This is a genomic window from Acinetobacter sp. YH12231 (genome assembly GCF_013417755.1).
In the GTDB taxonomy this organism is placed as follows: domain Bacteria; phylum Pseudomonadota; class Gammaproteobacteria; order Pseudomonadales; family Moraxellaceae; genus Acinetobacter; species Acinetobacter amyesii.
Map to the genome: position 1 here is coordinate 171,330 of NZ_VPDJ01000007.1, position 26,695 is coordinate 198,024.

General features: G+C 40.8%; 25 protein-coding genes and 1 pseudogene. 17 read left to right on the forward strand and 9 right to left on the reverse strand.

What is annotated here, in order from left to right; all coding sequences use genetic code 11:
* Positions 1-146: 146 nt before the first annotated feature.
* Positions 147-1,241: a sigma-54-dependent Fis family transcriptional regulator gene (locus FTV11_RS05440; RefSeq protein ID WP_180073559.1), complete on the reverse strand. Its 1,095-nt coding sequence runs from the start codon at positions 1,239-1,241 to the stop codon at positions 147-149.
* A gap of 230 nt (positions 1,242-1,471) precedes the next feature.
* Between FTV11_RS05440 and FTV11_RS05445 the strand changes: the two genes are divergently transcribed.
* The gene (locus tag FTV11_RS05445) at positions 1,472-1,687 is read left to right on the forward strand and encodes a molybdopterin-binding protein (RefSeq protein WP_067765474.1); all 216 of its coding nucleotides are present in this window, start codon (positions 1,472-1,474) and stop codon (positions 1,685-1,687) included.
* 45 nt (positions 1,688-1,732) lie between these two features.
* The gene (locus FTV11_RS05450) at positions 1,733-2,557 is read left to right on the forward strand and encodes an ABC transporter ATP-binding protein (protein ID WP_180026151.1); all 825 of its coding nucleotides are present in this window, start codon (positions 1,733-1,735) and stop codon (positions 2,555-2,557) included.
* Positions 2,558-2,720: 163 nt separating this feature from the next.
* Here FTV11_RS05450 and FTV11_RS05455 read toward each other — a convergent pair whose 3' ends face one another.
* From FTV11_RS05455 to FTV11_RS05465, 3 genes are all read right to left on the reverse strand, one after another.
* Positions 2,721-4,085 carry an LLM class flavin-dependent oxidoreductase gene (locus FTV11_RS05455; RefSeq protein WP_180026150.1) on the reverse strand — a complete coding sequence of 455 codons (1,365 nt, stop codon included), beginning with the start codon at positions 4,083-4,085 and terminating at the stop codon, positions 2,721-2,723.
* 254 nt (positions 4,086-4,339) lie between these two features.
* Positions 4,340-5,707 carry an MATE family efflux transporter gene (locus FTV11_RS05460; RefSeq protein ID WP_180026149.1) on the reverse strand — a complete coding sequence of 456 codons (1,368 nt, stop codon included), beginning with the start codon at positions 5,705-5,707 and terminating at the stop codon, positions 4,340-4,342.
* 147 nt (positions 5,708-5,854) lie between these two features.
* The gene (locus FTV11_RS05465) at positions 5,855-7,009 is read right to left on the reverse strand and encodes a methionine aminotransferase (protein WP_180026148.1); all 1,155 of its coding nucleotides are present in this window, start codon (positions 7,007-7,009) and stop codon (positions 5,855-5,857) included.
* 230 nt (positions 7,010-7,239) lie between these two features.
* On the opposite strand from FTV11_RS05465, the gene FTV11_RS05470 reads away from it, so the two are divergent.
* Genes FTV11_RS05470 through FTV11_RS05485 form a run of 4 tightly spaced genes read left to right on the forward strand, consistent with a single transcriptional unit; the run spans position 7,240 to position 14,093 of the window.
* A complete protein-coding gene (locus FTV11_RS05470) occupies positions 7,240-10,602 on the forward strand; it encodes a type VI secretion system Vgr family protein (protein WP_180026147.1) in 3,363 nt (1,120 codons plus the stop codon).
* Positions 10,603-10,612: 10 nt separating this feature from the next.
* On the forward strand, positions 10,613-11,125 hold the full coding sequence (locus tag FTV11_RS05475; RefSeq protein WP_180026146.1) for a hypothetical protein: 513 nt from the start codon (positions 10,613-10,615) through the stop codon (positions 11,123-11,125).
* A 5-nt stretch (positions 11,126-11,130) separates the two neighbouring features.
* Positions 11,131-13,560: a hypothetical protein gene (locus FTV11_RS05480; protein ID WP_180026145.1), complete on the forward strand. Its 2,430-nt coding sequence runs from the start codon at positions 11,131-11,133 to the stop codon at positions 13,558-13,560.
* On the forward strand, positions 13,560-14,093 hold the full coding sequence (locus FTV11_RS05485; RefSeq protein WP_180026144.1) for a hypothetical protein: 534 nt from the start codon (positions 13,560-13,562) through the stop codon (positions 14,091-14,093). Before FTV11_RS05480 ends, FTV11_RS05485 begins: the two co-directional genes overlap by 1 nt.
* Before the next feature lie 43 nt (positions 14,094-14,136).
* Here FTV11_RS05485 and FTV11_RS05490 read toward each other — a convergent pair whose 3' ends face one another.
* Positions 14,137-15,057, reverse strand: coding sequence for a Dyp-type peroxidase (locus FTV11_RS05490; RefSeq protein WP_180010769.1), 921 nt, complete (start codon positions 15,055-15,057; stop codon positions 14,137-14,139).
* Between the two features lie 158 nt (positions 15,058-15,215).
* Between FTV11_RS05490 and FTV11_RS05495 the strand changes: the two genes are divergently transcribed.
* On the forward strand, positions 15,216-15,836 hold the full coding sequence (locus tag FTV11_RS05495) for a LysE family transporter (protein ID WP_180026143.1): 621 nt from the start codon (positions 15,216-15,218) through the stop codon (positions 15,834-15,836).
* Positions 15,837-15,941: 105 nt separating this feature from the next.
* Here the strand turns inward: FTV11_RS05495 and znuB are convergent, their stop codons facing one another.
* From znuB to FTV11_RS05510, 3 genes are read right to left on the reverse strand one after another with little or no spacing between them, the layout of a single operon-like run.
* Positions 15,942-16,742, reverse strand: a complete 801-nt coding sequence (znuB, locus tag FTV11_RS05500) for a zinc ABC transporter permease subunit ZnuB (protein ID WP_180009577.1) — start codon at positions 16,740-16,742, stop codon at positions 15,942-15,944.
* Between the two features lie 3 nt (positions 16,743-16,745).
* Entirely contained in the window at positions 16,746-17,507 is a 762-nt protein-coding gene (gene znuC / locus FTV11_RS05505) for a zinc ABC transporter ATP-binding protein ZnuC (protein ID WP_078194027.1), read from the reverse strand.
* A gap of 2 nt (positions 17,508-17,509) precedes the next feature.
* Positions 17,510-18,007, reverse strand: coding sequence for a transcriptional repressor (locus tag FTV11_RS05510; RefSeq protein ID WP_078191481.1), 498 nt, complete (start codon positions 18,005-18,007; stop codon positions 17,510-17,512).
* A gap of 139 nt (positions 18,008-18,146) precedes the next feature.
* Here FTV11_RS05510 and FTV11_RS05515 point away from each other — a divergent pair, with 139 nt between their 5' ends.
* The 10 genes from FTV11_RS05515 (at position 18,147) to FTV11_RS05560 (ending at position 26,336) form a co-directional block, all read left to right on the forward strand.
* Positions 18,147-18,986 (forward strand): metal ABC transporter solute-binding protein, Zn/Mn family, encoded by an 840-nt coding sequence (locus FTV11_RS05515; protein WP_180026142.1) that lies wholly within the window; start codon positions 18,147-18,149, stop codon positions 18,984-18,986.
* 170 nt (positions 18,987-19,156) lie between these two features.
* Entirely contained in the window at positions 19,157-19,555 is a 399-nt protein-coding gene (locus FTV11_RS05520) for an ATP synthase subunit I (RefSeq protein ID WP_078194025.1), read from the forward strand.
* 102 nt (positions 19,556-19,657) lie between these two features.
* Positions 19,658-20,533 carry a F0F1 ATP synthase subunit A gene (atpB, locus tag FTV11_RS05525; protein WP_078191478.1) on the forward strand — a complete coding sequence of 292 codons (876 nt, stop codon included), beginning with the start codon at positions 19,658-19,660 and terminating at the stop codon, positions 20,531-20,533.
* An 84-nt stretch (positions 20,534-20,617) separates the two neighbouring features.
* On the forward strand, positions 20,618-20,863 hold the full coding sequence (gene atpE, locus FTV11_RS05530) for a F0F1 ATP synthase subunit C (RefSeq protein WP_000424060.1): 246 nt from the start codon (positions 20,618-20,620) through the stop codon (positions 20,861-20,863).
* A gap of 38 nt (positions 20,864-20,901) precedes the next feature.
* The gene (locus tag FTV11_RS05535) at positions 20,902-21,372 is read left to right on the forward strand and encodes a F0F1 ATP synthase subunit B (protein WP_078191477.1); all 471 of its coding nucleotides are present in this window, start codon (positions 20,902-20,904) and stop codon (positions 21,370-21,372) included.
* Positions 21,373-21,384: 12 nt separating this feature from the next.
* Complete coding sequence (locus tag FTV11_RS05540) at positions 21,385-21,921, forward strand: F0F1 ATP synthase subunit delta (RefSeq protein WP_180026141.1); 537 nt, start codon at positions 21,385-21,387, stop codon at positions 21,919-21,921.
* 42 nt (positions 21,922-21,963) lie between these two features.
* Positions 21,964-23,508, forward strand: coding sequence for a F0F1 ATP synthase subunit alpha (gene atpA / locus FTV11_RS05545; RefSeq protein WP_078191475.1), 1,545 nt, complete (start codon positions 21,964-21,966; stop codon positions 23,506-23,508).
* Positions 23,509-23,596: 88 nt separating this feature from the next.
* On the forward strand, positions 23,597-24,466 hold the full coding sequence (gene atpG / locus FTV11_RS05550) for a F0F1 ATP synthase subunit gamma (protein ID WP_078191474.1): 870 nt from the start codon (positions 23,597-23,599) through the stop codon (positions 24,464-24,466).
* 29 nt (positions 24,467-24,495) lie between these two features.
* The gene (gene atpD, locus FTV11_RS05555) at positions 24,496-25,890 is read left to right on the forward strand and encodes a F0F1 ATP synthase subunit beta (RefSeq protein WP_180055678.1); all 1,395 of its coding nucleotides are present in this window, start codon (positions 24,496-24,498) and stop codon (positions 25,888-25,890) included.
* A 26-nt stretch (positions 25,891-25,916) separates the two neighbouring features.
* Positions 25,917-26,336: a F0F1 ATP synthase subunit epsilon gene (locus FTV11_RS05560; protein ID WP_078191472.1), complete on the forward strand. Its 420-nt coding sequence runs from the start codon at positions 25,917-25,919 to the stop codon at positions 26,334-26,336.
* A gap of 249 nt (positions 26,337-26,585) precedes the next feature.
* On the opposite strand, the pseudogene FTV11_RS05565 reads toward FTV11_RS05560, so the two are convergent.
* Positions 26,586-26,695 (reverse strand): annotated as a pseudogene (locus FTV11_RS05565) (IS5/IS1182 family transposase); the annotation flags it as partial.

Here is a 26,695-nt window from a genome sequence, read left to right on the forward strand (position 1 = left end):
ACCTCGGGATATACCGAGGTTTTTTTATTGCTGATTTTTTATATTTAAAATAATGCAATGAATAAAAAATAATGTGGATGAATATTTATTTATCATTTTTGTATGGATTATTATTTTAATGTGGAGAAAATAAAAATATGACTTATTTATAATAAGCCATATTTAATCAGGCGAGTACGAATCACGTTGCGTGTCACTCCAAGCAAACGAGCCGTATGCACTTGATTGTATTGACAGTGCTGATATGCACTTCGGATAAATTTTTCTTCAATCAGCTCATTAATATTGTCTTGCTTAAGTTGATTTGCGGCTTGAAAAATTTGTAAAAAGGTCTGCTCAAGTAACTGTCCAGCATCTTGAATATCCTTGATATTGGCTACAGCCGAGGTGGCATTTTGTAAGTTAAAAGGTTCTGCACGTGAAAATGACGATGCGCTTTGAATACTCGAAAAACTAATATCTTCCGGTTCAATCACACCTTTTTCACTGACTAAAATCGCATGTTGAATGGTATTTTCTAATTCGCGAATATTGCCCGGCCAACTATGTAAACTGAGTTTTTTGAGAGCCAGTTGGCTGAGGCGTAATGGTGTGTCATGTGGGTTGGTTTGATAGACCTGAATGAAGTGTTTGACCAAAGGCAAAATGTCGCCACGACGCTCTGCGAGACGTGGAATGCGCAGCAAAGCCACATGTAAGCGGTAGAATAAATCTTCCCTGAAACGCCCGTCTTGTACGGCATGCTCTAAATCGACATTGGTTGCGGCTATGATCCGAACATTAATCGGAATGGATTTGAGGGAGCCGACTCGAACGATCTCTCTTTCTTGTAAAACACGGAGTAATTTGACTTGCATCGGCAAGGACAGATCATCAATTTCATCTAAAAATAAGGTGCCATTATGGGCTGCTTCAAACCAACCGACACGGTTGTTAATAGCCCCTGTAAACGCTCCTTTTTCATGTCCAAATAGTTCGCTTTCGACCAAGGATTCGGTAAAGGCGCCACAGTTCACCGCGATAAAAGGACCTTTGGCACGATGGCTCAATTGATGAATTTGGCGTGCAACCAACTCTTTACCTGTGCCCGTATCACCAATGATGAGTGCATTGGCCTCACTTGGTGCAATTTGTTCAATTCGAGACAACAATGCTTGCGATAACGGGTCTGCAAAGACCGTCGCTGTTGCCCGTTTATGTTTCAGTGCAGAGGGCACCGCAGGGTGGGTCAAAATAGACATATCGTTTCTTATAGTTGTTGAAAATGCAGATCATGATGAAAGATTTAAAAATAAAAGATAAATAATAATTCGATATTTAAATATCAGTTTCACCGATAAATTCATGTATGGATTATTTATCTGATTTTAAGATAAATAAAATCGGGATAACTAAAGGATAAATCAAGATATAGCAAGTGATTGAACTGTTTTATAGTAAAGCTCTCTTAATAACAAAAGGCATAATTAAAATGGCGATTACTTCAGTAAATGTGCGAAACCAATTCAAAGGCGTGATTAATGAAATCGTAGAAGGTCCAGTGGTTTCAGAAATTGATGTGGAAACCAAAGCAGGCTTTTTTACGTCCGTGATCACGACGCGTTCGGTGAAGGATTTAGACTTAAAAGTAGGTTCAGAGGTGGTGGTGTTAATTAAATCGACGGAAGTGTCACTGGCTAAACTCTAAGGTTTAGTCCAGCAAAGTTTGTCAGCACAAATAGAGAATAATGATATGAGCGTAGAACAAGCTGGTTCGGTTTCTATTCAGCAGCTAACGAAACATTATCCCACACAAAAGCAAGAAGACTTAACCGTACTTAAGGACATTAACCTGAATATTCAGCCGGGTGAGTTCATTAGTATTGTGGGAAGTAGTGGCTGCGGAAAATCCACATTATTACGGTTGTTGGTTGGTCTAGAGCGTCAGTTTCAGGGCCAGATTTTGGTTGATGGTCAGCCTATACAGGGCACGAGTTTGGAACGTGGTATCGTGTTTCAAGATCATCGCCTGTTTCCATGGTTGACGGTACGGGAAAATGTACGGATTGCATTGCATAAAAGCCAGTTTAGCCGTGCAGAAGAAGATGTATTGATTGATGAACATTTAGAGTTGGTCAAATTAACCCAATTTAAAGATGCTTATCCTTCGCAGTTGTCTGGTGGGATGAATCAACGTGTAGCGATTGCCCGTAGTTTGGTGAATCGACCACAGATTTTACTGCTCGATGAACCCTTTGGCGCACTTGATGCGTTGACGCGTCAAAATTTACAGGATGAATTACAGCGAATATGGCAAAGTGAAAAAATCACCATGATTATTGTCACCCATGATGTCGAAGAAGCGGTATTTTTGGGTGATCGGGTAGTGGTCATGCAGCCACATCCGGGACGAATTAAACGTATTGTAGATATTCATTTAGCCCATCCGCGTAAACGCGAAGATGTCCGTCTGACCAATATTAAAAATGACATTTTGACTGACTTTAGTGATCCAGTAAAAGATCAGTTGCCTGAACCTTTATCTCACCGATTTGCCGATTATAAATTTGCATGGTAAGTCTGAATTGACCATCACCTAAACTTTTAAAAGCCCTGAATTCAGGGCTTTTTTAGGCTTATCAAATATAGGTCAGTATGATCATCGCTTAAGTTGGATTAATATCAGTCCATAAAAATGCCCCAGTTGGGGCATTTGTTTTTCAGTTTTATTAAACGTTGGTTTATGAGGCTTGGGAGGTATGTCTTTTTTCTAAAACATATTGGTTTTCAGGTCGTTTTAAACCTAAGTTTTCTCGTAAGGTCTTGCCTTCATAAGCCGTTCGGAATAGACCGCGACGTTGCAGTTCAGGAACGATGAGATCGACAAAGTCATTTAACCCCGCAGGTGTTGTTGGCGGTAGGACATTAAAACCATCGGCAGCGTCATTCTCAAACCATTCCTGCAGTTGGTCTACGACTTGTTCCGGCGTGCCGATCAAGGTCCAATGTCCACGGGCTGAAGCGATATATTGATAGAGCTGACGAATACTAAAATTGTGCTTCCGGGCAATATCAATCATCATCTGCTGACGACTGGAGAAATTAATGTCTGCATCTTCTATTTTCGGGAAAGGGGCATCTAGATCAAATTTGGCCAGATTAATGCCACCTGCCAAACCAGACAATAAACTTAAACCCACTTCTGGGTGAATTAAACTATTTAAAAAGTCATATTTTTCTTGGGCTTCTTGCGCAGTCTTGGCAACAAAAATCGAAACCCCCGGCATAATTTTGAGATCATCCGCATGGCGGCCATATTTCACTAAGCGGTTTTTGACATCACGATAAAAGGCTTGCGCATCTGCTAAGTTCTGCTGTGCAGTAAAGATCACTTCGGCATATTTACCGGCTAGTTCACGACCATCTTCAGATTGTCCTGCTTGAACAATCACCGGATAGCCTTGCGGTGGGCGAGAGACGTTGAGTGCACCCAGTATCTGATAGTATTGACCTTGATGATTGGGCTGATGCTGTTTGCGGGCATCAAAAAATTGCCCGGTTTCTTTGTTGTAATGGAAGGTATCATCCTCCCATGAGTCCCAAAGTTTTTGAGTCACCTCAATAAATTCATCGGCACGTTCGTAACGCTCTTTGGGTTCAGGGTGCTGCTGAATGTTAAAGTTTTTTGCGGCATAGGCAGAGGCTGTCGTTACTACATTCCACGCAGCACGACCTTTAGAAATATGATCTAAAGAAGCAAATTTACGCGCCAAAATATAAGGGTCTTCATAAGTCGTGGACGCCGTGGCAATAAAGCCAATATTTTGCGTCACAGCAGACAAGGCTGCAAACAATGTGACGGGTTCAAAGCCGACGCCTTTATCGCCCAAACCTTTTTCACCTTCGACAGCAGAACTCCAGCGGACAGACAGACCATCGGCAAGAAAGTAGGCATCGAATAGACCACGTTCTGCGGTTTTTGCCAGTTCAATTGCATAATCAATATTGAGATGATCTTGTGGGCGAGATTCAGGATGACGCCAACCCGCGACATGCTGTGAGGTAGTTGGAATAAAAGCCCCAAGCTTTATTTGACGTTTAGACATAAAAAATTTCTCATCCCAATTATTCTTAAAAGATAAAAGGGATAAGAACAAAATCTATGCCAAACCGTAATTGTTTGAAAATATGCAACTTTTAATTTTAATTGGTTCTAGGTGTAGATAAATCAACAGGATATAAAACCAAATGTTGAAAAATAAACAGCAGTTTAACGGCAAACTTTATGCATGGATGCGTACAAGATTTTCCATATTGAGATGCAAAGCTGCGGATTGGCATTGAACGCTATTAGCGAGCCTTATAGCAATACTTTGATGGCTTTTCGTCTCCATACCAGTTGGTAATACAGCCCTTGTAAAATACATAAGCTGACAAAGGCCAAGGCATAGGCATACCAAATGCCTTTTAAGCCCCACCATTCACTGAATAGGTAGGCACACGGCACTTCAATGCAAATAATCGCCATAATATTAATAATCATCGGCACGGTCACCGTTCCACTGGCCCGCATAATGGAAGCAAAAATCGCACTGGCACCAAAAAATAAAATCGACCAAAGCACAATGAACAGCAATTCTTGACCGAGAACCACAACTTCAGGATCTGTAATAAACAGCGCCATTAAATATTTAGAGAATAAATAGCCCAATGCCACCAAGATGCCAGTAATAATAAAATTCATCCCGATGGCCGTGCGTTTCACGCGATTAATTAATTCAGAATGACCTGAACCGATGGCTTGTGCTGCAAAAATAGAAGCCGCAATCGCGATGGACAAGGCCGGAAATTGGATATAGTTCAAAACCTGATTGACCGCGCCATAGGCAGCAGTGGCATCAGCCCCATGGCGGTTAACTAAACCGACAATCACGAGACCGGCCACAGAGGTCGTGACCATCTGAATGCCCGTTGGAATCCCCAGTCTTAAGATAATTTTGCTGAGATCATGTTGATGGCGAATATGACGAATCAACTCGAAGTCGAGTTTGAGTGGGTGATCTTTCTTTTTTAAATAGAAATATAAAAACACCAAAGCAATTAAAAAGCCGATATGACTGGCAATGGCAGGGGCAATAATGCCTAAACTTGGAAATCCAAATTTTCCGGCAATCAGCACGGGTGTAATGATCAGCCCTGAACCAATGGTCATACCCGATGCGATCAGCGGAGTGGTACTGTCACCGACACCACGCAAAATCGAGGTGTAAATAATATAAATAAAGAGCAGTGGGCTACCGGCAAGCATCCATTGCACATAAGGCAAAGATAAATGCATCACGTCAGGGGCTGTGCCTAATGCCAATAAAATGGGCTTGGCAAATATCACCCCTAAAAAGGCAATGATGCTGCCACCAATCAAGGTCATAAACAGCGTTGAACCCACGACGGTACGAACTTTTTCAAGATTCTGCGCGCCCCAAGCTTGACCCACCAACACGGTTGCACCTGCCGAGAGTCCAATCACAAAAGCCATTAAACAGAACAAAATTGGAAAAAATACCGCAACGGCTGCAATGGCATGCACCCCAAGCATCTGACCGACAAAAACGGTGTTAATGGTCCCAGATAAATTCTGCAAAATATTGGTGGCGATCAAAGGCACCAGAAACACTAAAAACGTTTTCCATAAATTTTGCTGAGTAACGAGGGACTGTTGTTTTGACATGCTCAGGTCCTAGACGCGGCTTTTTATGATTTTAAGTCACTGATAACACTATCATGTTTGCATTCAAAAAAGCCTTAGTTTTTGAGTAACCAAGGCTTCATTATTTCTACATGTCTGTTTTAAAAAAACGTTTGGGCAGATACTGCTTTAAACCGCGGAGAGAATCTCTGCAGCTCGATCTAAGGTGGCATCTTGTTTGGCAAAACAGAAACGTAATAATCGTAAATTTTCCGGCGGTTTTTGATAGAACACTGAGACAGGAATCGCCACGATTTTATGTTGCTCTGCCAACAACTGACACATTTCCACATCATTTAAATCTGGACGTATGGCACTGTAGTCAAGGTTTTGGAAATAAGTGCCTGCGGACGGAATCAACTCAAATCTAGAGTGGCTTAAGCCGGCATTGAAACGGTCACGTTTGGCTTGGTAAAAATCGCCCAACTCAGTAATGTGCTCCGGATGTTCTGCCATAAAGTTAGCCAATGCCATTTGTACGGGCGTAACACCGCAGAAATTGGCAAATTGATAGATTTGGCGAAACACTTGCATCAAGGCTGGCGCTGCAATGCAATAACCGGTTTTCCAACCTGTGACGTGAAAGGTTTTACCAAATGAGCCCACGACAAAACTGCGTTCACGCAGCTCAGGAAATGACAAAGCAGATAGATGCTGACGACCATCAAAAATTAAATGCTCATAGACCTCATCCGACAGCACTATAATATTTTTATCTTGAATCAGTTCGATTAAGTTGAGCCAGTCCTCACGCCCCCAAATAGCACCTGTTGGATTATGCGGTGTATTGACAATAATCATCCGGGTTTTATCGTTAATCGCAGCGGCAACACGATTCCAATCCACAGTAAAATGTGGCGTCTCTAAGGCAATGTGAATGGGATGAGCCCCAACCAATTTTACACTGGGCGCATAACTATCATAGCTCGGATCAAAAATAATCACTTCATCATCCGCATGAACCACGGCTTGAATGGCACTAAAAATACCAATGGTTGCACCCGGGGTAATGGTCACTTCGGTGTGAGGGTCAATATTTAATTGGTCTCGATGGGCAAACAGTTGGACCAATTGCTCACGTAAATGCATCAGTCCATCGCCGGGTGCATATTGGTTAAAACCCTGTTGCGTCGCATCACTTAGCGCATTTAACAGTGCTGGAGGTGCAGGAAAATCAGGAAAACCTTGAGATAAGTTCAGTGCATTTAGACGCTGCGCCATTGCACTCATAACGCTAAAAATAGTCACACCTTGGGCAGGCAGTTTGGATTCAATTGTGATCATGGAGCTTAAAATTTTTTATAGATTGCATTTTGAGTGTAGCAGCATCTCAGCGGCTGCGAAAAGTTAGCTCAGCAAAAATGATCCAGTATTGATGTTCCTATTCACTTGAATCCTAAAGTGATGTGAAAGCCAAAAAGAAGAATTCAACAAATTATTTGCAAAATAGGGTAGACGAAAAAATAAACATTTCCTAAAATGCCGTCATTAAAAAAATTCAATACATAATAACAATGCTTAAAAATATTCACGCCATGGTGGAAAACTTTGGCTTTAGCGTACAGAAACGTGCGCTACACATTCATTTCTCAAATGAACATCTAAATTCTGAAGTTTTTATTCAACGGATTGAAGGTCAACACCGTATTAATCAAGGCTTTCGTGCAGAAATTATTTGTCTCTCGACCAATGTTCATCTGGCTTTAAAGCAGTTTATAGGCGGCCGAGTGGCTGTCGATCAAGTGACAGATTTGGGACAACTCAGTCGCCTGACTGGTGTAATTACGGGGGCTAGCCAAGGTCAAAGTGATGGTGCACTGACCGTTTATAAACTGGTGATTGAGGATGCCACAGCGCTCTGGCATAAGCGTCGTAACAGCCGTGTCTTTATGAATAAATCGGTACGGGAGATGACCGAGATTATTTTTAGTGAATGGCAGAAAAAAAGTGCGCTGTTTGCTGCCAGTTTAAGTCTGAACTTAGAGGGGTTGGCACGTACTTATGATGTGCGTCCATTCACCATGCAGGCGAATGAAAGTGATTATGCATTTTTAACCCGCCTTTGGCGCAGTGAAGGGATCAATTGGTTAATTGATGAAGCAGAGTTATTTGTCGCATTTTCGGCTGCACCGATGCAAGCACAGCGGCTGCGTTTAATTGATACGAATCAGGCTTATAGTGCTTTAGAGCGGAAAAAAATTCGCTTTCATCGGAGTCATGCCACGGAACGTTTAGACACGATCACCAGTTTTGTGGCAGAACGTTTTTTACAATCGACCACGATTCAAACGCAGCGTTGGCAAGCTCAATATTTGGCACAAGACCAAAGTAATCCGCTCTTAAGCGCCCATGCACAGAGTGAGCAACAGCACAATGAAACCTTAAGTTTAGAGCAGGCGTGGACCGTAAGTTCGGCTTGGACAACTGACCTTAAAGGTGCAGATCAGGCGACCACTTCAAATACACAGCAATTGGATCAGTTGAATCGGCAACTCAATCAATATCAGGAATTACAAGCCAAATATTTTACCGCCAGCAGTAGCGTAAGGGATGCACAAGTTGGGTATTGGTTTGAATTAGAAAATCATCCTGAAATCGATCAACATCAAACGACAGATCGTGAATTTCTCATATTGGGCAAAGCATTTTATAACCAGAATAATTTACCCAAAGATATTTTGGTTCAATTAGAGAAGTTACTTGCCGCGAGCCGTTGGCTATCTTTAGGGGATGAACGGCAGGCCAATGACCTATATGTGGTCCGTCGGCAAATTTCCGTGGTGCCTGAATATGATCCTTTATTACACCGGCCACCTGCGTTTCCACAGCGGGCTAAAGTGGTCGGTCCAGAAGGTGAAAGTATTTATGTCGATGCTTGGGGGCGTATCAAAGTTCGGTTTACGTTCACCCGCAGTGACGACCACAGTCATGATGGTGGAGCAGGGAGTAATGATAATGACAGTGACTCGGCTTGGGTCGATGTACTGACTCCATGGGCGGGTGAAGGTTATGGGGCACGTTTCCATCCTCGTATTGGTGAGATCGTGGTCATCGACTTTTTTGAGGGTGATGTGGATCGTCCCTTTGTAGTAGGACGAATACATGAAGCTGAACGATCTCAGACCATGTTTGACCTCAAAGGTCAACTTCCTAAAACCAAAAAACTCAGTGGTATCCGCTCGCAAGAAGTTGCGGGAACAGGCTTTAACCAACTGCGCTTTGATGATACGACGGGTCAGATCAGTACCCAATTACAAAGTAGTCATGCAGCGACACAGCTGAATTTAGGTAATCTCAGCCATCCTAAAGAACAAGACAGTAGCCATGGCCGTGGAGAGGGGTTTGAGCTACGAACGGATGCTTGGGGGGCAATGCGTGCAGGTAAAGGTTTACTCATTAGTACCTATGCACAGGATAAAGCAGTTGCCGATCATCTTGCTGCTGCTGAAGCTCAATCTCTTTTAAATCAAGGGCATCAGAGCATGAATATGCTGAGCGGCGTAGCCGTAAAGCAGCAGACCGATGCATTAAATGTGATTAATCGTTTGCCGAAGTTAATAAACTCTTTAGAAATCAAAAGTACTGCCGAAGGTGTCAAAGCGACTTTAAATTTGTTCAAAGAGGATTTAAGTCGAGACCCATTGGCAGCGTTAAAAAACTGCAAAAGTTTTGTCAAAGAAATGGGCTCAATCGCACATGATGTCAAAAGTACAGTAAAAGAATTTAAAGCATTTTTTAATGATGCCGAAGATGCCTTTGATAACTTAAAGTCTGTCATAGATCATATTGAAGAAAATGGTAAGGATGTGATTCAAGGGCGGGTTGCAAGTCTGAAAAGTAACCTAAAAGAAGATCCATTAAAAGTATTAAAAGATGTGGGTAAATTGATCGAAGACATCAAATTTAACCCTGATGATTTGTTGAATAATGGTGGTTTTGGTTTGCCACCAGCGATGACACCCATAAAAGCATTAGAAAAAGTACAAGGCTTTATGGAAGGCTATGCGCAGGGTTTAGAAAAATCCAATACAGCGGCAAAACAAGAACAAGGCAAATTATTCCGCCAAGCGTTGATGTTGCTTGCATCACCTAATGGTATTGCACTCACTACACCGGAAGATATTGTTTTACAAGCATCGCAGGATATTGCAGAAAGTGCGCAAGGTTCGATTAATTTCAGTGCTCAAAAGAATATTGTCGGTCATGCACAAGACAAAATCAGTCTGTTTGCGGCTCAAAAGGGCCTGAGTGCTTATGCCGCAAAAGGGAAAGTTGAATTACAAGCCCAAGATGATGCTATTGAAGCAATTGCACGAAAGGTGATTAAGCTCATTTCAACAGAAGATAAAATTGAAATTACCAGTCCTAAAGAAATTGTGCTGACTGCAGGAGGTTCACAGCTGAAAATTAATGGCAGCGGAATATTTACCACGACAGGCGGCAAGTTTGAGAGTAAGGCGGGGCAGCATAGTTTTGTGGGAGGAGCGACTGTAAATGCACAATTGCCTAAGCTGCCTGAGAGTGGGGTTTTTAGTCGGAGATTTGATTTTAAAGATCTAATTTCTAAAGAATTATTGGAAGATGGATTTAAATATAAAGTTATAAATAAAAATAAAAATACGGAATTTATAGGCCTGCTTGACAAAGATGCACGTACTCAAAGAATCTTTAGTGATAATCCTGACAATGTAGAAATAAGACTGTTAGGAAAATCTGAGATTGATTCGGATAAATTATTTCTTATGGAGGAAGATGTTTCTCAGGATAATTTAGGTGAAGCATGCTGTGGCGGTCATGAAGATGATCATAATCACGATGCTGAGGAAATTGATGACGATAATAATTTAGAAGATGATTTTAAGAGTTTTGGAATTTAAGGGTGAGTTTATGAAAAAAATAAAAGAAATAATAGCTATAGTTGTATTTTTAAATAGCTCAACGTTATATGCGGAAAGTTCGAAAGACTGTATGAGTTATTGGAATCAGCCAATTAAAAAGATACAGGTGCTTGAGGAAGTTGAATGTGAACATATTTGGAATTTTGGTAGAGATAAAAGTAGCTTAAATCGCTTGCAAGTAATTAATGATTTGAATTTAAAAACAAATAAATCACAATGGTTATCAACAGGACAGTGTCAAAAAATATCATATAATAAAAAAATATATAATATTTATAATGCCGAATACAAAGAATATGGGCACAATGTTTGGTTAATTTATGATGAAAAAAATGCTTTTGCATATTTTAGAAAAATAAATAGTAAAGATCAGTCAGTAGTTTTAAGTTGCAATCAGGTTGGTAAGGATCAAGAATTAAAATTTATACTTAACAGCTATTTAAAAAATAATACATCTGTAAGTATGGAAAAATATAAAGCTAATGATTGGTACAAAGAGTAATAATAATGAAAAAAACAATCACTTTTAAGGATGGTACTACTAGAAATTTTGAAACTAATTTATCGGGTTTTATTGAAGCGGTTAGCTTTAAAGAATCCTCATCAGATTTATCTTTGTCATTAAATCATCCAATAAATCTATGGTGTGCAAAAAAAATTAATGATGCTGGATATTTGGGTTTATTTCAATGGGGGGAGTCTGCACTTTATGAGTTAGGATATTATTTAGGTGATAAAGGGATCTCTTATGAAGATATTAAAAAGGCAAAGAAAGGATCTGCTTTGCATGAAAATTGGAAGAATCAATTTGACTCTAATAATTGGTCAGGACATTGGTCAGGTAAAAAAAATATAAATTCGAAATTTGAATTTTTGAATAATCCTCAAATTCAATATGAAGTAATAAAAGAATGGATTAATTATTTATGTAAACAGATTAGAAATAATAATTTAAATGAGCATTTTGGTCGGGTGATTCAAGGTGTAGAGATTAATGAGTCTGGCGTTATCGCTGGCATGCATTTGGTTGGTATAGGAGGTTTGGGGGCTTTTCTAGGTGTTTCAAAATTTTCTAGTCATAAACAAACAGATGGTAATGGAACACATATTAAAAAATATATTCAAGACTTTGGTGGATTTGATTTAGAGCAGTGTTGTAATCGAAAAATATATATAAATCTAAAAGATAAAAATGAAAAGGCATTAATAAATAAAGAAGTTACAGTTGTTTCAATATATTCAGGAAAATCCTTTTCTGCAGAGACGAAGGTTCGGGTTAAAAGTGATGAAAATGGCAGTCTCCCTGTCATTGTTAGACACCCATCAACTGAGATTAAAATTGTAGCTGATGGTAAAGAATCTAATCCTATTATTCAAAAAGCTGATCAAAAACAAATTGCAACCTTAAAAGATTTTGATGTTTCAATATTTCAAGCGAATTTAGAAAAAAATAATACGCCTCAATCAAAGCCTCAGTCTAATAAAACACCTCAAGAAGTAAGAAATGAACAGAATACATCTGAAGAAAAAAAAGAAGTAGTTACTGGTAATATAAAAGATGTGAGTTTTAATATTCAAATTATAGAAGAGGATACAAAGAAAGCTATTTCTAATATGGGTTTTTACTTAACTTATAAAGGGAATATAAAAAAGCATACAGCAGATTCATCAGGGACTAAAAAAGGTGTAGTGGCTGAAGTAGGCGAAGATATCGAGGTTTCAGTATCTGGAGCTGGACAACGTCAAAAGATACATCATTTTAAAGTTGAACAGTCTTTATCTAATCAGACTGTTAAAATTAAATTACCTGTATGTTTTTTTAAAATTAATGTTAAAGAAAATAATGAAAATGTAACAAATACTCTAGTAAGTATTTTTTATAGAAATAAGCAAATTGCGAAAAGAACAGATAGTAATGGAGATATTAGTGTTAAAATGCTATTGGGTTTTGTTTTTGGCTTTGGAATAAAAAATAAAGAGCTGGAGAAGCTCCGTGTTCTGAAAGGAATACCAATTAGGCATTTTAAAGTTAATGAGGGATTTGTAAAAGCTTCAAAGCTATATGAAATTGCCGATCAAAAGCGTAAGGAAGCAGATGAACTCAAGAAAAAATCTGACCAAATGCAGCGAAAAAAGCAACTAGAAGCTCAGGAAAAAGAAGCAAAAGAACAGGCAGAAAGAGCAAAATCAGAGGCTGAAAAAAATCAGCCTATTCAAGATAATACATACACGGAAAATGGCGGTGAGCCACTAACAACTGTTAGTAATCAATCTCCACCTACAAGTGATACAACACGTTATCATATTTACCATGATGGTAAGATTAAGCGTGAAAATAAGGCTGCTACTGGTTATGCAGAATTTATTTACTATGATTCGGTGGGAAGATTTTATAATTTAGGTAAGTCTCAATTTGTAGTAGCTGATAAATGGCAATCAAAAGGTGTTAAGGCAGGTGGTAATACATATTTGATTGATCAACGTAAACATAAATATTACAAAAGTGGATCTTTAGGTTATAAGTGGAATATTATTAGTGGTGATGGTCGGTATTATTTATCAGGATTATCAATGTCTGCAGTTCTTGGTGCTATGTGTAATTTGGGTTATGCCGAATATATTGGATCTGGATTTAGTTGTAGGGATGGTTCCCCAGGTGAAAGTGTAAGTCATTTGAATGGTATAAATGGTGATTTTAGATATATAGCTATTAATAATAGACATATGACAGAAGTAACATATACTTCTCATGATCATTTTGATTGGAATAAAAATGTCGCTTTTGTTGAAGAGTTATTTAAATTTGGCTATAAATTGTTTGGCTCACATCCAGTGAAAATTAAAAAAAATGCATTATTGCCTCATTCGCAGTCATGGAAGGATCATAATCATCATATTCATCTACATGACTTTTCTCCAAAAGTGGAAGATTTATAATGAAAAAGAAATCAGTTTTTACTATTAGTTTTTTAATATACTTTTTATTAATAGCATGCACAGAACAATCAAAGAGTGAAGTTGAAGTTATACGAAATGATAATGTAAATGCTATATTTACAGAAAATGGTTTTGGTGGAGTTGAAGTAAATCAAAGAATTAACGATGAATTTATTGAAATTGAAAATAGTAGAGTAGATAATTGTTTTTTTGCTAAAAATAGAAAAATAAAATCCGATGTGGATTTTCAAGTTCTTAATAATAAAATTTCTGTAATTTCTTCAAATCAACTCGGAGTTTCTACGAATCTAGGAATTAAAGTAGGGGATGAAGAAAGTAAAATTTATGAAAAATATAAGAATTCAGTGATTGATAAAAAAATAAATCCATATGGTGAATCTCAAAATGATTATTCAATTATTATTTGGAATCATGATAAAACAAAGGGTACACGGTATGATATCGAAAGCAAAAAAATTATAGGTATAAAAGTAGGTGATACTAACCTAACTTTAATGGAAGGTTGTGCTTAAGCATTTTTAAAAAATAAAGCCGACTCTCGTCGGCTTTATTTATTCAACCTTCCAGCACTTCTTCCAATAACTCTTCACTCGGTGCAAAGTAATAAGCGCCATCCATAGGAGTGACAAAGTGAAGTAAGCGGTCATGAATGCCGTCACCACTGGTGCCAAACATACGTACTAGCATGCTGTCGATAATGCTTAAATCATTGGTATATGCCACAAAGAACAAGCCTTGATCGCCACGGCCATCACCATAAGGGAGTGAATGACGCAAAATCGCCATTTCTTCACCTTCACCATCTTCTACAACTGTACGTGATACATGTGAGTTTTCAGGCTGTTCATCTTCATCTAACTCAATAGACTCAAGTTTAGTACGGCCAATTACATGCTCTTGCGCATCGACTTTCAGCTTTTTCCATTTATCCAAATTATGCGCATAACGCTGTGCAAAAATAAAAGAGCCATTGGCAAATACGCCAGCTTCTTCAGCTAGTAATGCTGTTTCAGCACGATCATCTGGAAATTGCGGATTTTCAGTTCCGTCAATAAAGCCGGTTAAATCACGGCCATCAAAATTGCGGAAGCACACACGTTCATCCAGTACGTCAACTTTATCTTGAATACCATCAAAGAATGCTTGGCTCAGCGCAAAGCAAATATCTGTACGCTGTGCTGCAATATGGATAAATACATCTGCTGGGGCTACAGGCATGTTAAATGAACCTTGAATTGGATCAAGTTGTTTAAAGCCTGCCGGGGATTGACTGTAAAGTTGTGCCCAAAGTTCTGGTCCAAAAGCCACAGCCGTTTTAATCTGTGCATTTGGATGTTGGGTAATCAGACGATCACGAGTATTAAGTAAGTCTTCAAGTTGTTCTTTTAATTCGCTAATCGTTAAATCTTTTAAACGTAAAACAATAAAACGAGCATGATCTGAGGGTAATGGCAAAATTACAGATTGAGCAGACATTCATGGCTCCTAAAAATTATAATTTCTGAGTGGCTGTGTGTATTGTGCCTTAAGCAGCGCTGAGAGTGTAGCCTTCATTTGGCCTTTTAGCGTGCATTATTGTCATGAAAATAGAGTAAATGTCTATAATACAGACCCATTTCAAACTTGAGCTAATGATGTCCTATCAAATCTGGATTGCATATATGTTGGCATGTTGGGTGATTAGTGTTTCCCCAGGTGCAGGTGCAATTGCGTCTATGTCGAGTGGTTTGAATTATGGGTTTAAGCATGGGTATTGGAATGCCATCGGCCTGCAATTGGCACTTTTGGTTCAGATAGTCATTGTTGCAGCTGGGGCAGGGTTCTTATTTGCGACGACACCATGGGCTTTTCTGATCGTGAAATGGTTTGGTGTGGGCTATTTATTGTATTTGGCTTATTTACAGTGGACAGCGCCAACAGAGTCAATTGAAATCCAACAAGATTTACCAAATAAATCACCTTCAAAATTAGTTTTACATGGCTTTTTGGTCAATATGAGCAACCCTAAAGCGATTGTATTTTTATTGGCTGTTTTGCCGCAGTTTTTAGATTTATCCAAACCCCAATGGATTCAATATGTCATTATGGCTGCAACGATGATTAGCATCGATCTGATTGTCATGGCGGGGTATACCGGTCTCGCTGCAAAAGTGCTGCGGTTATTAAAATCACCCAAACAACAAAAATATTTGAATCGAACCTTTGCGGTATTATTTGCTTGTGCTGCGAGTTTATTGAGTTTGGTGCATCAATAAATCCAGTGAGATGATTCTGAGTATCGTATTTGACGTGCAAAAAAAGCCATGCAACTGCATGGCTTTTTTTTGATATGTCGCGAATTGAACAATGAACGTTGCTACTTAAGCCACTTTCTTAAATTTTTGCATAATAAAAATTAGGGCAAAGAGCAGCGCCATAGTTAATACAATGGTCAGTCCTGTAGAGGTGTTTAAACCAGCACTTGACCATAAACCTACAGTTACACCGACTTGGGCAATGATGAAAGACCACAGTACCATTTGCTTCGGAGAATTTGCCAATAAACGAGCGGTTAATGCAGGAATCACTAACAGTGCACCCATCAGCAATGAGCCGACAGCACGTAAAGCCAATACGGTAAATAAGGCCAGTAACAACATAAAAATCAGACGTTGCCATTTGGCGCTGACACCTTCACTGACCGCAATATCGGGGTCAATGGCAATCTGAATCTGCGATTGCCAACTTTTATACAGCACGGTCAGTGCCACAATGATCACCATTGCAAAGACAGGCAAATCTGACCAAGAAATAGTGAGTAAATCACCAAATAAATAGCTGAGTAATTCAGGTCTTAAGCTTGGCAAATGTTGTATGAACAGTAAGCCTGAGCACAGGAGTGTTGCAGAACAAAGCGCGAGCAAAGCGTCATTGGGTAAGCGAGGGTCGTGTAACACCCATAAGATTGCAACCAATAAGAGCGCAATCAATGTAACGCCTGTCCAAAGCGGTAGACTCATCGCACCGGCAATGGCGACACCGAGTAAAGTGCCATGTGCCATGGTGTCCGCAAAAAATGACATGCGACGCCATAACATTAAACAGCCAAGCGGCGCAGTCAGGAACACCAGCAAAGTGCCCATGATCCATGCTGGCAAAAGGAGTTGTAGCCATTCCATCATGGATTATGCTTCCGGTTCAGGGTGAATATGGGGACGAGAGTCATGCTGGCAAGGCGTTGCACTATCGCCATGTGCACAGTGATCATGGTGGTGTTGATAGAACACACGGTTTGTCCCAAAGATCGCTTGATATTCAGGATGTTGCTGGACATTTTCAGGCAAGCCACTACAACAAATATGCTTATTGAGGCAAACCACACGATGTGTTCCTTGCATTACCCACTGTAAATCATGAGAAACCATCAAAACTGCACAGCCATATTTTTCTGGCAAGCTACGCACGTAGTCATACAGTTCTGCTTCAGACTGGATATCCAGACCTTGCATAGGTTCATCCAGAACCAATACATTCGGTTGACGCAATAAAGCCCGTGCAATCAATACACGTTGACGTTCGCCGCCCGACAATTGCTGAACTTTAGATTGTTGCAACTTGGCAATGCCTGTATCACGAATTATTTCTTGCTTGATATTGGCATCACATTTTTCTAGGGCCAATAAATCACACACACGTAGCGGTAAGCTGTGTGATGGATTAAATTTTTGTGGCACATATGAGAATTTTAATTTTTGTGTGCTGATCACCTTGCCGGAGACAGGTTTTACAATACCCAACAACACTTTGATGAGTGTGGATTTGCCTGCACCATTGGGACCAATCAAGGTGACAATTTCTTTTTCGTGTAAGGCGAAATCTACATTCTTTAAAATGTCACGTTCATCGATTCGGACATGAACATGCTCTAAAGCCACAATGGGCTTCATATTTAGTGTTTGCTGCGGCACTGCTGACAGATCCCTGAAATTTCAATAATACTGTGATGTGCAGTAAAACCATCGGATGCAGACAATTCATCAAGTTGCGCCATCAAGCCTTGAGCAGATGCTTCTTTGACTATTTTACAATCGGTGCAAATCAGGAATGCGGCTTGATGTCCTTCGCGCGGATGACAACACGGGATGTAAGCATTAATCGACGTTAGACGGTGAATCAAACCTTTTTCAAGCAGAAAATCCAGCGTACGGTATACCGTCGGTGGCGCTGCAGGTCGGTCAGACTCACTTTTGATTTTAGCCAAAAGGTCATAAGCACCCATTGGTCCCGTTGCGTTCAAGATCAGTTCCAATACTTCTTTACGCAAGGGCGTAAGTCGAGCACCCGTCGCGCTACAGAGACTCTCAGCTTCAGCAAGGCGCTGTTCGACATTATGATGATCGTGTACACCATGCAAAGCATTATGATGTTCGTGTGAACATGCGCTCATAGCCAACCTCGAGTACGAAACTGTATAAAGAAAAAGACTTTAAATCTTAACATGAAGCGTAAGGACTTACGAACAGACGTAGGTTTTTTTACGATTTTGTTATATTATAACACCATTCATTTTATGGTGCTCTCTCCCCATGTCCCGTGTAATTCTTTTTTGTAGTTTAGCTTTATTCAGTGTGATGAGCTGGGCGCAAGGTCTCGTTGTTTCTACACAACCGATTTATCTAATCGCAAAGGATGTACTTAAGGGTGTAGAGCAACCGAAATTACTGCTTGACCATCAATCTGGACATGATGTGAGCTTGACGCCTGCACACCGTAAAACCGTGCAAGATGCCAATCTCGTTTTATGGTTAGGTCACGCGCACGAAGCACCATTGGCAAAAATGTTGGGTGGAAGTGGCAAAAGTATCGCTATTTTAGACTCAGGTATTATCAGTGCTTTGCCATTACGTGATGTCCGTGGCAATGCATTAAAAGGCACAATCGATACGCATGTATGGCTTGAACCAAACAATGCGGTTCGAATCGGCTTTTTTATTGCTGCTTTACGTTCACAACAGTTTCCAGAACATCGTGAAAAATATTGGGCCAATGCGCGTGCATTTGCGCAGAAACTCTTGGTCACTGCACAAAAAACTGATGTGTCGAGCCGTGCTCAACCTTACTGGTCTTACCACGATGCCTATCAATATCTTGAGCGCTCACTGAATTTGAAATTTACCGGTGCGTTGACAGATGATCCACATGTCGCGCCGACATTGGCACAAATCAAATACCTGAAAGACCATCGCGCGCAGCCAAAAGTATGCTTACTTGCAGAAGCACATGCCAGCCAAAATCAGTATCAAAAGCTCGGTGGTATCGTCTTTCAGCCGGTTGACGAAACGATGAGTGGGGCAGGGGATTTTGTAACAGCATGGAAGATGTTGGCTGATGAAACCCTGAAATGCACACTAAATGCACGAAAGTAAAGTAAAAAATAAACAACTATTGATTAGTTTGAAAGCAGTTTGCCAATTTAAAAAAACACGACTAAGGTCGGGAAAAGATTGCAAGTTAAGGGGTGTAACTCTATAATGCCTGCGATTAAAAATAATCATCAGTTAAACTTGTCAAGCAGAATTGCTGTGAGTGAACAAAAATGAGTCGAACTAGTCGCATGATTGATCGACGATTAGCGAAAGCTTTAGTCATCTTACAAGCAGTAATGATTCCTGTTTCAGCCCTGATTGGTTGGGTCCTTAAAGACACAATCACAGCATATAGTGCAGCTTTGGGTGCGTTGGTATGTTGGCTAGCAAGTAGCTACTTTTCATGGCAGTCGTTTCGTGCGGCTGGTGCCCGTGCCTCTAAACAGGTGCTGTCAAACATGTATCGTGGCTTAATGGGCAAGTTTGCAATCGTGATTGTTGGATTCATTTTGATTTTGATCAATGTCAAGCCGTTGTCAGCGGTGGCATTGTTTTGTGGTTTTATGCTCGTACAAAGTATGTCGTGGGTCGCTCCTTTTTGGGCAACACGCTTAAAAAAACGAGTATAAACACAACAAAAAATTGAAAAGTTTTTTGGAGAGTAACGAGATATCAGGCAGCACGCGATATTCGTTTTCTCTATTAGTTTTGACATTGACCAGGTGTGATTTATGGCTGCTGAAGAACATGCCCTTACTTCGACCGAGTACATTCAGCATCACTTGACTAACTTGACCTATGGCAAAATGCCAGATGGTACTTGGAAGTTAGCTGAGACTGCTAAAGAAGCTCAAGAGATGGGGTTCACTGCTATTCACTTGGATTCAATGGGTTGGTCTATTGGCCTTGGTATTGTTTTCTGTTTGTTGTTCTGGGTTGTAGCGAAAGCTGCAAACTCTGGTGTTCCGACCAAGTTCCAGTCTGCAATCGAAATGATTATCGAGTTCGTTGACTCAAGTGTCCGTGACACTTTCCATGGCAAATCGCGCTTAATCGCGCCGTTAGCATTGACCATCTTCGTGTGGATTTTCCTCATGAACTTGATGGACTTGATCCCTGTTGACTGGATTCCTTATACAGCTCAATTGATCGGTGCTAACGTGTTTGGTATGGATCCTCACCACGTTTACTTCAAAATCGTTCCATCTACTGATCCTAACATTACCTTGGGTATGGCATTATCAGTATTTGCGTTAACTATTTTCTATAGTATCCGTGAGAAAGGTCTTGTCGGATTCGGTGCAGAATTTGCACTTAACCCATTTAACCCAAGTAACCCAGTTTTAAAAGCATTACTTATTCCAGTAAACATTATTCTTGAATTAGTAACTTTTATTGCACGTCCAATCTCATTGGCTCTTCGACTGTTCGGTAACATGTATGCGGGTGAGTTGATCTTCATCTTGATCGCATTACTACCGTTCTGGATCCAGTGGGCGTTGTCTGTGCCTTGGGCGATCTTCCATATTCTTGTTATTACGTTACAAGCATTCATTTTCATGATGTTGACTATCGTATATATGAGTATGGCTAGCGAAAAGCATTAATGGTATTGCTCAACTGTCAAAGGGTGGTTGGGCACACAATTTTTTAACTTAATTTGGTATAAACCTAACCTCTGAGGAATTATCATGGAACTCACTTTAGGTCTAGTTGCAATTGCATCTGCTATCTTGATCGCTTTTGGTGCTTTAGGTACTGCGATTGGTTTTGGTCTTCTAGGCGGCCGTTTCTTAGAAGCTGTTGCTCGTCAACCAGAATTGGCTCCACAACTTCAAACTCGTATGTTCTTAATCGCAGGTCTTCTTGATGCTGTGCCTATGATCGGTGTTGGTATTGGCTTGTTCTTCATCTTCGCTAATCCATTTGTAGGTTAATCAGCTTAATTCCTAAATTAAACTATTGAGGAATAGCAATGAATATCAACCTCACATTGATTGGCCAAGCGATTGCATTTGCGATTTTTGTCGCATTCTGCATGAAGTTTGTATGGCCACCACTAATCAATGCGATTAGTGAGCGTCAGCGTAAAATCGCTGATGGCTTAAACGCTGCTGAAAAAGCAAAAGCTGACCTTGCGGATGCGCAAGCACAAGTGAAAGCTGAATTAGACGCGGCTAAAGCACAAGCGGCTCAATTGATCGAACAAGCGAACCGTCGTGGTGCGCAATTGGTAGAAGAAGCGCGTACTCAAGCTGCGGCTGAAGGTGAGCGTATTCGTCAACAAGCTAAAGAAGCTGTTGATACTGAAATCAATGCTGCTCGCGAAGAATTACGTCAACAAGTTGCTGCTCTTGCAGTTACTGGCGCAGAAAAAATTCTGAACCAGCAAGTTGACGCAGAAGCTCACAATGCCATGCTGACTCAGCTGGCTGCTAAACTTTAAGAGAGGCGGATTATGGCTGAACTCTTGACGTTGGCACGCCCATACGCTAAAGCAGCATTTGCTTACGCTTCTGAGCAAAATGCAACTGACACTTGGTCAAATGCATTGAACTTGCTCAGTGCTGCGGTGCAAGACGAAGCATTTTCAGCTTATCTAAATCGCCCTGAGCTTACTCCTGCTGAGCAGGTAAGTGTTTTCGCAAAAGTTTTAGGTGAAGACCAGACTGCAGCAGTGTCAAACTTTTTGACATTGCTTGCCGATAATGACCGTCTGGCACTTCTTCCTGAAATTTCAGAAGAATACGAACAGCTCAAATCACAGAATAACAATACTGTGGATGTTGTAATTGAATCTGCATTCCCATTGACTTCTGTACAAGAACAATTACTTGCGCATGCATTAGAGAAAAAATTCGAAGCTGCCGTAAATGTTTCTGTAGAAGTTAACCCAGCGTTAATCGCGGGTGTAGTTATTCGTGCAGGCGACCAAGTGATAGATGATTCTGCGCTTAACAAGCTTGAAAAAATGCGGACTCGTCTTCTTGCTTAACAGCTCGAAGACTGAACTTTAAAAAGATTGAGGTATAGCGCAATGCAACAACTGAATCCATCCGAGATCAGTGCGCTCATTAAACAGCGTATCGGCGATCTGGACACCAGCGCGACCGCTAAGAACGAAGGGACCATTGTTATGGTTTCCGACGGTATTGTGCGCATTCACGGCCTTGCTGATGCAATGTACGGTGAAATGATCGAATTCGACGGCGGCTTATTTGGTATGGCACTGAACCTAGAACAGGATTCAGTGGGTGCCGTTGTCTTAGGTAACTACTTAAGCCTTCAAGAAGGTCAAAAAGCTCGTTGCACAGGTCGTGTATTAGAAGTTCCGGTTGGTCCAGAACTTTTAGGCCGTGTAGTAGATGCTCTTGGTAACCCAATTGATGGTAAAGGCCCTATTGACGCAAAACTTACTGATGCTGTTGAAAAAGTAGCACCAGGCGTAATTTGGCGTCAATCAGTGGATCAACCTGTACAAACTGGTTATAAATCAGTAGATACAATGATCCCTGTTGGTCGTGGTCAACGTGAGTTGATCATCGGTGACCGTCAAACTGGTAAAACAGCTATGGCGATCGATGCGATCATCGCTCAGAAAAATTCTGGCATTAAATGTGTATACGTAGCAATTGGTCAAAAACAATCGACTATCGCTAACGTTGTGCGTAAGCTAGAAGAAACTGGCGCTATGGCGTACACAACTGTTGTAGCAGCTGCTGCAGCTGATCCTGCAGCGATGCAGTATCTTGCTCCGTATGCTGGTTGTACAATGGGTGAGTACTTCCGTGACCGCGGTGAAGACGCGCTTATCATTTATGATGACTTGTCTAAACAAGCTGTTGCTTACCGTCAAATTTCATTGCTTCTACGTCGTCCACCAGGTCGTGAAGCATATCCTGGTGACGTATTCTATCTACACTCACGTTTACTTGAACGTGCTTCACGTGTATCTGCTGACTACGTTGAGAAATTCACTAACGGTGAAGTTAAAGGCCAAACTGGTTCATTAACTGCATTACCGATTATTGAAACTCAAGCCGGTGACGTATCTGCATTCGTACCTACAAACGTAATTTCGATTACTGACGGTCAGATCTTCTTAGAAACATCATTATTCAACGCAGGTATTCGTCCTGCTGTGAACGCGGGTATCTCTGTATCACGTGTTGGTGGTTCTGCTCAAACTAAGATCATCAAAAAATTGTCAGGTGGTATCCGTACCGCTCTTGCGCAATACCGTGAATTAGCTGCGTTTGCTCAGTTCGCTTCTGACCTTGACGAAGCAACTCGTAAACAGCTTGAACATGGTCAACGTGTAACTGAGCTTATGAAGCAAAAACAATATGCTCCATACTCAATTGCTGACCAAGCTGTTTCAATTTATGCATCTAACGAAGGCTACATGGCTGACGTAGAAGTGAAGAAAATCGTTGCATTTGATGCTGCGTTGATCTCTTACTTCCGTTCAGAAAATGCTGCGTTAATGCAAAAAATTGACGAGACTGGTGCTTACGATAAAGAAATCGAAGCAGCAATCAAAGCAGGTATTGAAAGCTTTAAAGCGACTCAAACTTACTAAGATTCAACTGTGTTGAATCTGGTTTTGGTTTGGTTCACGGATCAACCTTCGGAAGCTCGAAAGGGCTTTCGAATACTAGGTTAAGCGTATGGCAAATTTAAAAGAAATTCGCGCCAAAGTAGCTAGTATCAAAAGCACGCAGAAAATTACTCGCGCGATGCAGATGGTAGCAGCTTCTAAGATGCGTCGTGCGCAAGAGCGCATGGCTCAAGGCCGTCCGTATGCCGAAAATATGCACCGTGTAATTGCTCATTTGGTACAAGCGAACCCTGAATACAAACACCGTTATATGGTTGAACGTCCTGTAAAGCGCGTTGGCTATATCATTGTTTCTTCAGATCGCGGCCTTGCTGGTGGTTTGAACATTAACTTGTTCAAAAAAGTGGTCAAACACGTACAACAGCAACAAGAGCAGTCAATTGAAGTTCAATTTGCTTTAATTGGTCAAAAAGCGGTTTCGTTTTTTAAAAACTACGGCGGTAAAGTTCTTGGTGCAACTACAAACGTAGGTGATGCTCCGAGTCTTGAACAGTTAACTGGTTCTGTACAGGTGATGTTAGACGCGTTTGATAAAGGCGAGTTAGATCGTATTTATCTAGTGTCAAACGGCTTTGTCAACGCCATGACTCAAAACCAAAAAATCGAACAGCTTGTTCCTTTAGCAGCTGCTGAGGAAAGCGAAGGCCTAAATCGTCAATACGGTTGGGACTATATCTATGAACCAGAAGCTGAAGAGCTTCTAAATGGTTTATTGGTTCGTTACATTGAGTCTATGGTTTATCAAGGTGTGATTGAAAACATCGCATGTGAACAGTCTGCTCGTATGGTTGCAATGAAAGCTGCAACTGATAACGCGGGTGAATTGATCAAGAGCCTACAACTTATTTATAACAAGCTGCGTCAAGCCGCGATTACTCAGGAAATCTCTGAGATCGTTGGTGGTGCCGCTGCCGTTTAACATTATTAGTTTGAATTGAGGAGACAGCAATGAGTAGCGGTCGTATCATTCAGATCATCGGCGCGGTTATCGACGTCGAGTTTGAACGTAACAGCGTTCCTAAGATCTATGACGCTCTCCATGTTGATGGTACTGAAACTACATTAGAAGTTCAGCAGCAACTTGGTGATGGCGTAGTTCGTACTATTGCAATGGGTTCTACTGAAGGCCTTAAGCGTGGTCTTACTGTAACTAACACTGGCGCGCCTATCTCTGTACCTGTAGGTACTGCATGTTTAGGTCGTATCATGGACGTTCTTGGTCGCCCTATCGACGAAGCTGGTCCTGTTGGTACTGAAACTCGTTTACCAATTCACCGTCAAGCGCCTTCTTATGCAGAACAAGCGGCTTCTACTGACCTTTTAGAAACTGGTATTAAAGTCATTGACTTACTTTGCCCGTTCGCCAAAGGTGGTAAAGTTGGTCTGTTCGGTGGTGCCGGTGTTGGTAAAACTGTAAACATGATGGAGTTGATCAACAACATCGCAAAAGCTCACTCAGGTTTATCTGTGTTTGCTGGTGTTGGTGAACGTACTCGTGAAGGTAACGACTTCTATCACGAAATGAAAGACTCTAACGTTCTAGACAAAGTAGCAATGGTCTACGGTCAGATGAACGAGCCACCAGGTAACCGTTTACGCGTAGCGTTGACTGGTTTGACTATGGCTGAGTACTTCCGTGACGAAAAAGACGAAAACGGTAAAGGCCGTGACGTTCTATTGTTCGTCGACAACATCTATCGTTATACACTAGCGGGTACTGAAGTATCAGCACTTCTAGGTCGTATGCCATCTGCAGTAGGTTACCAACCGACTCTTGCAGAAGAGATGGGTGTTCTTCAAGAACGTATTACGTCTACTAAGTCTGGTTCTATTACGTCAATCCAAGCGGTATACGTACCTGCCGATGACTTAACAGATCCATCGCCTGCGACTACCTTCGCTCACTTGGACGCGACTGTTGTATTGAGCCGTGACATCGCATCTTCTGGTATTTACCCAGCGATCGATCCACTTGACTCTACTTCACGTCAGTTAGATCCACTTGTAGTGGGTACTGAGCATTACGAAATCGCTCGTTCAGTTCAAAACGTTCTTCAACGTTACAAAGAATTGAAAGACATTATCGCAATTCTTGGTATGGACGAATTGGCAGAAGAAGACAAACTTACTGTATACCGTGCACGTAAGATCCAACGTTTCTTCTCTCAACCGTTCCACGTAGCTGAAGTGTTTACTGGTGCTCCTGGTAAACTTGTACCGCTTAAAGAAACAATTCGTGGCTTTAAAGGTCTTCTAGCTGGTGAATACGACCACATTCCAGAACAAGCGTTCTACATGGTTGGTGGTATTGACGAAGTTATTGCTAAAGCTGAGAAACTTTAATTAGTTACCTAATTTAGGAGATTCTCATGTCAACTATGCAATGTGACGTTGTAAGTGTTAAAGAGTCTTTGTACTCTGGCACTGTAACTATGCTAATTGCTAAAGGTGCTGGTGGTGAGTTGGGTATTATGCCTGGCCATGCGCCACTAGTAACTTTGCTCAAGCCGGGCGCAATCCGCGTTCTGCTTGAAAATGGTACAGAAGAATTAATCTATGTATCAGGTGGTGTACTAGAAGTTCAACCGCACGTTGTTACTGTACTTGCAGATACTGCAGTACGTGCTGACAACCTTGATGAAGCAGCAATTATTGAAGCTCGTAAACAAGCTGAACAATTGTTAGCAAATCAAAAGAGCGACTTGGACTCAGCTGCTGCTTTGGCTGCTCTTGCAGAAACTGCTGCTCAGTTGGAAACCATCCGCAAAATCAAAAACCGCGCTCAATAAGACGCTGTTCGAGATTGAAAGAGCCACCCGAAAGGGTGGTTTTTTTATGTTCAAATATACAACTTAAATCGAGATGGATATAATATTTAGCAAATAAATCTTGATATAAAAAATAAAATGAAACTCAATATTAAATTAACCAATGAAGATTTTTATGTATTTCAGGTGCTAAATGAAAATCTGATGAATCCTGTTGTATATGACAAATTCGAAGTTAAGTTTCTCAGATTAGTAGATTTCTTTCATAAGTCATTTTTCACTCAGCTCCAAGTTATAAATTCCAGCAATTAGATTGAATCTTAATGCTAGTCTTTTGCCTCGATTGCGATATCGCTCAGCAAGAATTTTGAAGGTTTTCA

Bases quoted from the DNA above. Each gene is read 5' to 3' on its own strand.
- FTV11_RS05440 (WP_180073559.1), bottom strand. From the start codon at position 1,241: ATGTCTATTTTGACCCACCCTGCGGTGCCCTCTGCACTGAAACATAAA.
- FTV11_RS05445 (WP_067765474.1), top strand. From the start codon at position 1,472: ATGGCGATTACTTCAGTAAATGTGCGAAACCAATTCAAAGGCGTGATT.
- FTV11_RS05450 (WP_180026151.1), top strand. From the start codon at position 1,733: ATGAGCGTAGAACAAGCTGGTTCGGTTTCTATTCAGCAGCTAACGAAA.
- FTV11_RS05455 (WP_180026150.1), bottom strand. From the start codon at position 4,085: ATGTCTAAACGTCAAATAAAGCTTGGGGCTTTTATTCCAACTACCTCA.
- FTV11_RS05460 (WP_180026149.1), bottom strand. From the start codon at position 5,707: ATGTCAAAACAACAGTCCCTCGTTACTCAGCAAAATTTATGGAAAACG.
- FTV11_RS05465 (WP_180026148.1), bottom strand. From the start codon at position 7,009: ATGATCACAATTGAATCCAAACTGCCTGCCCAAGGTGTGACTATTTTT.
- FTV11_RS05470 (WP_180026147.1), top strand. From the start codon at position 7,240: ATGCTTAAAAATATTCACGCCATGGTGGAAAACTTTGGCTTTAGCGTA.
- FTV11_RS05475 (WP_180026146.1), top strand. From the start codon at position 10,613: ATGAAAAAAATAAAAGAAATAATAGCTATAGTTGTATTTTTAAATAGC.
- FTV11_RS05480 (WP_180026145.1), top strand. From the start codon at position 11,131: ATGAAAAAAACAATCACTTTTAAGGATGGTACTACTAGAAATTTTGAA.
- FTV11_RS05485 (WP_180026144.1), top strand. From the start codon at position 13,560: ATGAAAAAGAAATCAGTTTTTACTATTAGTTTTTTAATATACTTTTTA.
- FTV11_RS05490 (WP_180010769.1), bottom strand. From the start codon at position 15,057: ATGTCTGCTCAATCTGTAATTTTGCCATTACCCTCAGATCATGCTCGT.
- FTV11_RS05495 (WP_180026143.1), top strand. From the start codon at position 15,216: ATGTCCTATCAAATCTGGATTGCATATATGTTGGCATGTTGGGTGATT.
- znuB (WP_180009577.1), bottom strand. From the start codon at position 16,742: ATGATGGAATGGCTACAACTCCTTTTGCCAGCATGGATCATGGGCACT.
- znuC (WP_078194027.1), bottom strand. From the start codon at position 17,507: ATGAAGCCCATTGTGGCTTTAGAGCATGTTCATGTCCGAATCGATGAA.
- FTV11_RS05510 (WP_078191481.1), bottom strand. From the start codon at position 18,007: ATGAGCGCATGTTCACACGAACATCATAATGCTTTGCATGGTGTACAC.
- FTV11_RS05515 (WP_180026142.1), top strand. From the start codon at position 18,147: ATGTCCCGTGTAATTCTTTTTTGTAGTTTAGCTTTATTCAGTGTGATG.
- FTV11_RS05520 (WP_078194025.1), top strand. From the start codon at position 19,157: ATGAGTCGAACTAGTCGCATGATTGATCGACGATTAGCGAAAGCTTTA.
- atpB (WP_078191478.1), top strand. From the start codon at position 19,658: ATGGCTGCTGAAGAACATGCCCTTACTTCGACCGAGTACATTCAGCAT.
- atpE (WP_000424060.1), top strand. From the start codon at position 20,618: ATGGAACTCACTTTAGGTCTAGTTGCAATTGCATCTGCTATCTTGATC.
- FTV11_RS05535 (WP_078191477.1), top strand. From the start codon at position 20,902: ATGAATATCAACCTCACATTGATTGGCCAAGCGATTGCATTTGCGATT.
- FTV11_RS05540 (WP_180026141.1), top strand. From the start codon at position 21,385: ATGGCTGAACTCTTGACGTTGGCACGCCCATACGCTAAAGCAGCATTT.
- atpA (WP_078191475.1), top strand. From the start codon at position 21,964: ATGCAACAACTGAATCCATCCGAGATCAGTGCGCTCATTAAACAGCGT.
- atpG (WP_078191474.1), top strand. From the start codon at position 23,597: ATGGCAAATTTAAAAGAAATTCGCGCCAAAGTAGCTAGTATCAAAAGC.
- atpD (WP_180055678.1), top strand. From the start codon at position 24,496: ATGAGTAGCGGTCGTATCATTCAGATCATCGGCGCGGTTATCGACGTC.
- FTV11_RS05560 (WP_078191472.1), top strand. From the start codon at position 25,917: ATGTCAACTATGCAATGTGACGTTGTAAGTGTTAAAGAGTCTTTGTAC.